Genomic DNA, 6,118 nt, shown 5'->3' with positions numbered 1-6,118 from the left:
CCGGTGGGAGCTTGGTTCGCGGCTCCAGCACTCCGGCCCCCGATTCGGGGTCCGTTCCGCGCTGGCCCCGGAGAATGTACGCAGCGTCCCCCGGAAGGTCAAATCCCCTGGTCAGGGCGGAGGAAGGCCCGCTCGCGACCGACACAGCCGTCCGGCTTCTTGGCCGGCGGCCACCTCGTAGTGCCGGCCCGGGCTCCGCGCCGGATTGGCGACCGGACCCGGCCTCGTTATGGTCGCCGAGGCGAGCGCCGCCACCTTCCGGCCGGTTCCCCCAGCGTCCGGGTCGTCACCACCGACGCCTCCGACGCCGGCACCCTGCCGACCGTCGGGGCCGGCGCCACCGGCCCCTGATCAAGGACTCCCTTCTCAAGGACCTGGCCGCTGCCGCGCGCCGCCGCCACAGGGGCGCACCACCCTGTCCCCCACAGTCGCCGACCGACGATCGCCCAGCGGCTCCACCTCACCGAGGGCGACCTCACCGAGGGCGTCGGCGAGTCCCCCGGTGCGCACCGACGCCGGGCTCGGCGTCGGCTCACGCCCCGCTGCGGTCGTCACTGCGACCGGTCTCGGCCCCATCCGCCGCTGGGCGAGCCGGCAGCTCCAGCATCCCGTCACCGCCCGGACGCGGGGCCGTTCCGAGACCGATCAGGAATCAAGAAGCGGCACTCGCCCGGCGGAACCTAGCGTTTCTGCCATGACCTCCGCCGGAAGCACCATTCACCGGGCGGCCGCCACGACCTTCGAGACAGACAGGACCTGATGTGCCGCTACCCGCCCGAGCTGGTCGCCGCGCTCGCTCAGCACAACGCCGAGCAGCCGGCCGACCCACCCGCTGATCGTCGATCTGACGTCGACGACATCACATGTTCCGCGACTGGAAAACATTCCAGTGGCGCGATAGCCCGAGTTACAGTCCCGCACACCCACGAATCTTGAGGAGAAAACGCGATGAGCCGCGCCAAGACCAGCACGTACGAGGGTTTCACCGCCGAGGAGCGGGCCGCGATGAAGGAGCACGCCCAGGAGGTGAAGAAGGAGGCGCGTCGAGGGTCGCGTGCGGACAAGGCGGCGGAGGCGGTGCGGGACGTGCTTGAGAAGATCGCCGCGATGCCCGAATCGGACCGGGTCATCGCCGAACGCGTCCACGCCATCGTCACGGCGACCGCCCCGGCGCTCGCGCCGAAGCTCTGGTACGGGATGCCCGCCTACGCGCTGGACGGCAAGATCGTCTGCTTCTTCCAGAGCGCGGACAAGTTCAAGGCGCGCTACGCGACGCTCGGGTTCAGCGACCAGGCGAAGCTGGACGACGGCCCGATGTGGGCGACGAACTTCGCCCTGACCGAGGTCACGGCCGAGGTGGAGGAGCGCATCGCCGCCCTGGTGCGGCAGGCGCTGAGCTGAGCCCACTCCCACCGCCGGCAGGGTCGGCGCGGGCGAGGTCGACCAGGTACCGCCCTCACCGCGGACCTGCGGGCCCACGGCCTCGCCCTGCCCCTTCCCCTGGGCCGGTTGGTGTGGGTGGCAGGGAGTACGGTCCGAAGCCCTCGGCCACCGCGACAACGCCTGCGTTGTTCCGTTCTCGCCGGCTGGTCGTACGGCACCGGAGATAAGGCGAGGGCTGGTGGTGTGTCGGTGAAGGTGACGTTGGGTGCGCTGGTCGTGGTCCCCGGCCCGGGACGGACCGTGACGTTCGTGCGACAGGAACGCGGCCCCTATGCGGGGTGGTGGCTGTTGCCGGGCGGCAAGGTCGAGTTCGGGGAGTCCCTGGTGGAGACGGCCCGGCGGGAGGCCCGCGAGGAGTCCGGGTGCGTCGTGGACGAGCTGGCCGAGGTCGGCCTCTACGAGATGCGCGGCCACGGCCCGGAGGGAAACCCGTATCACTTCGTGATGGCGGTCTTCCGCGCCGAGCACGACAGCCGCGTGCCGGAGGGGTTCTCCGGTCACCATGTCAGCGAGGTGCGGCAGATGCCGCCGGCCTCGGTGCGGCCGCATCCCACGGACATGTGGATCCTCAACGACGCCGGCGTCGCCGACTACCCCTGGGACGAGGTCGAGCAGGCCCTGCGGGTGGAGGGCATCACGATGACCCGCCTGTTCCACCGCGCTCCCACGCCACTGCCCAACCGTTAGCGGAGCCCGCAGTGGGACGGCATGACGCGAGCGCGAGGTAGCCGATCCCGAGCAGGACCACGCCGAACATCGCGTGACAACCGACGCGGCGATCGCCACCCCGGACCAGATGGCGAAGGTCGGGCGCATCGCCCGCATCCTGATCACCCTGGTCCGCTCCGAGCTGCGCTCCGGCATCGACCGCATCCTGCGCTTCATCACCTTGGCTACGCGGTCGAACGCGTGAACAACCAGCCCTGTGTCGTGTGAACTGCGGGGCCAGGGGCACCGGTCGCGGCCCTCTGCCGCGACCGGTGCCCCGGCCCGGGTCAGCCGGTGTAGAGCTTGATGTTCTGACGGTTCTTGTCCCGACCCTGCGCGAACAACGCCCACGGGGCCGACCGCGGCGTGGCCGCCGCGTACTGGAAGACGCCGTCGTGGCCCAGCCCGGAGATCCCGGGCACCGTCTGCCACCGGCCGCCGCTCCAGCGGACGAGGGTCACGCTGCCGTAGCCGGAGAAGTACTCGGTCCTGTTCGCCCACACCGTGCCGCCGGCGGCGACTCGCGGCTGGTAGGACGTCCACTTCTGCCCGTCGTCCACGGGTTTCCAGGAGCGGCCGTCCCAGTGCAGGGGGTTGGACTTGAGTTCGCCGTTGCCGCTGTCGGCGATCGCCGGGCCGCTCGCCCACGCGTCGGTGTCGCTGAGCGGGACGATCGAGGCGCCGTACCCCGGGCTGGGGATGGCGGTGAAGGACGTGCCCGACGCGCGCAGCAGCGTGTTCTCCCGGCCGTCGCGGTCGGAGTAGTTGACCCACACGTCGCCGGCGCCGCTGCCGGACAGGTGGATGTCCGGCTCGGTGTAGCCGGCGACCTGGGGCGGGGTCACCACGGTCCACGAGGACCCGTCGAAGTGGATCAGCCGCTGACCGTGGTAGACGGGGCTGTTGGCCGGGGTCTGCGTGACCGCCCACGCGTTGTTCGGCGCGACGGCCAGCATCTGGACGACGTTCCACTGGTCGGGCACCGGGTAGGTGGTCCACTGCTGGCCGTCGAAGTGCGCGGTGGCGTTGACCGCGTCCGCGCTGCCGCCGATCCACAGGTCTGAGGCCGAGGTGCCGGTGATCGCACGGGCGTCGCCGACGTTGGGCGCGGTGATCGGCGACCAGGACCTGCCGTCGAAGTGCTGGAGCACGGTGCTGTCCGTCGGGTACGGGTTGACGGTGCCCACGATCCACGCCTCGGAACCGGACGCGTAGATGCCGTAGTAGGTCGCGTTCGGCGCGTTGACGGTGTACGTCGTCCAGCCGTTGGCCGCCTGCGCGGTGGGCGCCAGACCGCCGAGGACGAGGGCGGCGACCGCGGACAGGACCGCGCCGACCCTGGCTAAGGGCGCGCTGATGCGCACTTTTCCCTCCCTGTGGTCGATTCCCGCAGGAAACTTCAAAGATCAACTATCTCAGGGGGCGCCCCCGCGGCACCATCCTCGATCGTCCCCGCCCGATGTCCGGGCCGCCGGCGGGCGGTCCCATCGGGGACGGCCCGCCGGCAGTCGCGGGCTCAGCTCGCGGCGGCGCCGAACCACCGAGGCAGATGGTCGAGCAGATCGCGCTGGTCGTCACCGACCCACGCCACGTGGCCGTCCGGCCGCAGCAGCACGGCGGGCACGTCCAGTTCCTCGCTGACGTCGACGACGTGGTCGACCCGGTCGGACCACCCCGCGACCGAGAGCTGTCCCGTCTGGTCGAGCAGCAGACCTCGGCCGCCGTGCGTCAGCTCGTAGAGGCGTCCCCGCTTCAACGCCACGTCCCGCATCCGCCGGCCGAGCAGGTCATGCCCCTCGCCGAGGTCGTAGCGCACCCCGATCGCCACGATCTTCTCGGTCAGGTGCCGGTTCACCTCCTCGAAGTCCATCAGCTCCGACACCAGCCGGCACACCGCTCGCGCACCCGGCTCCGTGGACATCAGCTCCATCTGGGCGCGGGTGTTTTCCAGCACGTCGGCCGCCACCGGGCGGCGTTCGGTCTCGTAGCTGTCCAGCAGCCCCTCCGGCGCCCAGCCGTTGATCTCGGCGGCCAGTTTCCAGCCGAGGTTGAACGCGTCCTGGACACCGAGGTTGAGCCCCTGCCCTCCGGTCGGCGGATGGATGTGCGCCGCGTCGCCGGCCAGCAGCACCCTGCCCACCCGGTAGCGCTCGGCCAGCCGCGTGGCGTCGCCGAAGCGGGAGAGCCAGCGCGGCGAGTGCACACCGAAGTCGGTGCCGGCGAACACCCGGAGCTGCCGCTGGAACTCCTCCAGGGTCGGCGGGACCGAGCGGTCCTCGGCCACCCCGTCGGCGGGCACGACAACGCGGTACACCCCGCCGTCGCCCATGGGCCCGACGCCGAACCGCTTCTGGGTCTCGCGGACCTCGGCCACCACGGCGGCCACGGTCTCCGGCGGCACCGCCACCTCCATCTCGCCCACGAGGGTCTCGACCCTGGTGGGCTCGCCGGGGAAGCCGACGCCGAGCAGCTTCCGCACGGTGCTGCGGCCGCCGTCGCAGCCGACGAGGTAGCGCGAGCGCAGCCGCGTGCCGTCGGCCAGTTCCGCGGTCACCCCGAGGTCGTCCTGGCTCAGCCCGACCAGTTCGGCGCCACGCCGGATCTCGGCGCCGAGTTCGGAGGCGCGCTCGGCCAACAGGCGCTCGGTGACGGGCTGCGGGATGCCGAGGACGTAGGCGTGCGCGGTGTCCAGCCCGGTGGGCGAGGGCTTGGCGATGCCGGCGAAGAACCCGCCAAGGGGGTGCTGCCGGCCGTGCGCGAGGAACCGCTCCAGCAGGCCGCGCTGGTCCATCACCTCGATGCTGCGCACGTGCAGGCCGAGCGCGCGGACGTACCTGGCCGGCTCCATCTCCTTGTCCAGCACGACCACGCGCACTCCGTGCAGGCGCAACTCGCTGGCCAGCATCAGGCCGGTCGGTCCGCAGCCAACAATGATCACATCAAACATGAGCCGCCCATTCACTGAGGTCGGATTCTCGGCCAGCCGCCGGCGCGCGGTCCGGAGCGCGCGCCAGCGAGGACACACCCTTCGCGAATCCCTGATTTCCACGCGGGTTCTGGCTTCGGCCGCAGATTCTGCGGGACGACCCGGGCCTTGCCGCAAGCCCCCCGGTGCGCTATATCTTGAAAAGGGCGGGAGGCCGTCAGGTCCCTTCGGGCTTCTGGGCGAGATCCCCTCCATCCTCAGTCGACGAGTCGCCCGACGTGAATCGGCGTCCTGCCGAGACGCACGACTGGCCCGCTCCGACTCCCGCGAGACCCCACTGCGGACCCGGTCGACGCTCATACGCGGCCGTGGTCGAGGCGGCGTTCTCCAGCCTCGCCCGCGTGGGCGCCGACGACCCGGATCGCGAGAGCGAGAGATGGGTCCTGGACAAGGCTGGCGAGATCGGCACAGCCTCCAGTCGCGCGTCAGCGCGTCGTGGTCATCGCGGTCTCGCGCTCCCGCTCGGCCAGATGTCCGGCTCCGACGACGAATGGGAGCCGGTGGGGGGCGCGGGGCGGAACGACAAGTCGCGATCAGGGTCCAGAACGCCGGTGCGACCTGAGGAGAAGCGCGCTCAGTCCAGGGCCAGCGCCACGGCGTAGCCGAAGGTGTCCAGGTCCTCCGTGTGCGCGCTGCGCAGGTACACGAGGATCCTCTGCCCGAAACCGACGTACGCCCCGTCGAGGACGTTCTGCCCGGACCCCGGCGGCCCCCAGTGGTCGCCGCCGACGACCCTCGTGGTGGTCCGGCCATTGTCGACGGTGTAGATGTCGATGGCGTAGGCGTTGTCGCGGTCGAAGTCGACCAACGAGTCGACCATGGTGACGGTGCACCAGGCCATGAACCGGCGTGAGTAGCCCAGGTCCAGGGTGGCGCTGGCGACGCCGCCGAGGTTCTTCAGCGCGAACAGGGGGACGGTGAACACGTCCATGGGTCATCGCTCTTCCTGGTCTCGGCTCAACTCCCAGGACTCCGGTCGGC

At 71.1% G+C, this 6,118-nt stretch carries 6 protein-coding genes; 3 read left to right on the top strand and 3 right to left on the bottom strand.

Annotation, left to right across the window (positions count from 1 at the left end):
• The first annotated feature begins 948 nt into the window (after positions 1 to 948).
• From LX15_RS29715 to LX15_RS29705, 3 genes are all read left to right on the top strand, one after another.
• Positions 949 to 1,401 carry an iron chaperone gene (locus tag LX15_RS29715; RefSeq protein WP_253674227.1) on the top strand — a complete coding sequence of 151 codons (453 nt, stop codon included), beginning with the start codon at positions 949 to 951 and terminating at the stop codon, positions 1,399 to 1,401.
• A gap of 231 nt (positions 1,402 to 1,632) precedes the next feature.
• Complete coding sequence (locus tag LX15_RS29710; RefSeq protein ID WP_253674225.1) at positions 1,633 to 2,130, top strand: NUDIX hydrolase; 498 nt, start codon at positions 1,633 to 1,635, stop codon at positions 2,128 to 2,130.
• A 73-nt stretch (positions 2,131 to 2,203) separates the two neighbouring features.
• A complete protein-coding gene (locus tag LX15_RS29705) occupies positions 2,204 to 2,356 on the top strand; it encodes a hypothetical protein (protein ID WP_253674228.1) in 153 nt (50 codons plus the stop codon).
• An 82-nt stretch (positions 2,357 to 2,438) separates the two neighbouring features.
• Here LX15_RS29705 and LX15_RS29700 read toward each other — a convergent pair whose 3' ends face one another.
• From LX15_RS29700 to LX15_RS29690, 3 genes are all read right to left on the bottom strand, one after another.
• Complete coding sequence (locus LX15_RS29700) at positions 2,439 to 3,515, bottom strand: hypothetical protein (protein WP_253674215.1); 1,077 nt, start codon at positions 3,513 to 3,515, stop codon at positions 2,439 to 2,441.
• A 152-nt stretch (positions 3,516 to 3,667) separates the two neighbouring features.
• Complete coding sequence (rox, locus tag LX15_RS29695) at positions 3,668 to 5,098, bottom strand: rifampin monooxygenase (RefSeq protein WP_253674208.1); 1,431 nt, start codon at positions 5,096 to 5,098, stop codon at positions 3,668 to 3,670.
• A gap of 613 nt (positions 5,099 to 5,711) precedes the next feature.
• Positions 5,712 to 6,068 (bottom strand): hypothetical protein, encoded by a 357-nt coding sequence (locus LX15_RS29690; protein WP_253674206.1) that lies wholly within the window; start codon positions 6,066 to 6,068, stop codon positions 5,712 to 5,714.
• Positions 6,069 to 6,118 lie beyond the last annotated feature (50 nt).

It is taken from the genome of Streptoalloteichus tenebrarius, from assembly GCF_024171885.1.
Taxonomy (GTDB): domain Bacteria; phylum Actinomycetota; class Actinomycetes; order Mycobacteriales; family Pseudonocardiaceae; genus Streptoalloteichus; species Streptoalloteichus tenebrarius.
The sequence above is the reverse complement of the archived record's forward strand: the minus strand, read 5'-3'. Positions and strand labels throughout refer to the sequence as shown.

What these genes read in the sequence shown, in the direction of transcription:
- LX15_RS29715 (WP_253674227.1), top strand. Translation starts at nt 949, where the DNA reads ATGAGCCGCGCCAAGACCAGCACGTACGAGGGTTTCACCGCCGAGGAG.
- rox (WP_253674208.1), bottom strand. Translation starts at nt 5,098, where the DNA reads ATGTTTGATGTGATCATTGTTGGCTGCGGACCGACCGGCCTGATGCTG.
- LX15_RS29690 (WP_253674206.1), bottom strand. Translation starts at nt 6,068, where the DNA reads ATGGACGTGTTCACCGTCCCCCTGTTCGCGCTGAAGAACCTCGGCGGC.